The organism is Actinoalloteichus spitiensis RMV-1378, assembly GCF_000239155.1.
In the GTDB taxonomy this organism is placed as follows: Bacteria; Actinomycetota; Actinomycetes; order Mycobacteriales; family Pseudonocardiaceae; genus Actinoalloteichus_B; species Actinoalloteichus_B spitiensis.
The window spans coordinates 1-1,052 of the sequence record NZ_AGVX02000861.1 but is presented as its reverse complement, the minus strand read 5'-3'; the positions used below and the strand labels follow the sequence as shown (position 1 = coordinate 1,052).

General features: G+C 75.1%; 1 protein-coding gene. It reads left to right on the top strand.

What is annotated here, in order from left to right:
- Positions 1-146 precede the first annotated feature (146 nt).
- A complete protein-coding gene (locus ACTIDRAF_RS0226135; protein WP_016701578.1) occupies positions 147-923 on the top strand; it encodes a thioesterase II family protein in 777 nt (258 codons plus the stop codon).
- Positions 924-1,052: the final 129 nt, after the last annotated feature.

Below are 1,052 nucleotides of genomic sequence, written 5' to 3'. Positions count from 1 at the left end.
CGGGCGGGGCGGGGCGGGCTGGACGGGGGACGGGGTGGTTGGGTTCACTGTGCCCGGGATATCACCCCGGGTGCCCGTCCGGTGACGGTCGGCGAGTCGCGTCGTCCGGGGGTTGGGTTCCCGCCGTTGACGCCACCCAGGAAGGCATGCCCACCGTGACAACCTCGACCACCGGGACCGAGTCGCTGTGGTTCCGGCGTTTCCACCGCACCGCCGTCAACCCCCGGGCCCGACTGGTGTGCTTCCACTCCGCCGGGGGCAACGCCAACCAGTTCCGCTCCTGGCCGGGTCTGCTGCCGCTGGACCTGGACGTGCTCGCCGTGCAGCCACCGGGGCGGCAGGACCGGATCGGTGAGCCGGTGGTGGACCGGATGTCCGAACTGGTGTCCCGGGTCGTGGCGGAGCTGGTCCCGCTCACCGACCTGCCGGTCGTCCTGTTCGGGCACAGCATGGGGGCGGCCGTCGCCCACGAGGTCACCGCGCGGCTGGAGACCGAGCACGACGTGCGGGTTCCCCTGCTGCTGGTGTCCGGCCGGGCGGGGCCGGGCCGGACTCGACCACGGGGGCTGGCCTACGCCGACGACGAGACTCTGTTGGCGGACGTGTGCCGGCTGAGCCAGCTCGACCGCGCCCTGTTCGCCGACCCCAGCCTGCGGGAGGTGGTACTGCCCTCCATTCGGGGCGACTACCGGCTGGTGGAGACCTACCGGGCCCCGGTGGACCGCACGGTGACCGCGCCCATCGTCGCCTACACGGGGGCGGCGGACCCGGTCGTCCGCGTCGAGGACGTCCGGGCGTGGGCCTCGGCGACCGCGTCCGGTTTCGACCTGCGGGTCTTCGACGGGGGCCATTCCTACCTGGTGCCGCAGGAGGCGGCGTTGGTGGCCGACGTGCGCGCCAGGATCGACCGGGTACTGGGCTGACCTGGCGGGGCTCCTCCCGGCAGCACGCCTGCCGGGGGTGGTCCGGCGCTGGCGCTCGCCCGCACCGGGGCACCCGGGCGGCGCGGGCGCCGGGTTCGGGGCGCCGTCCTCGCCGGCCCGCCCACCCCC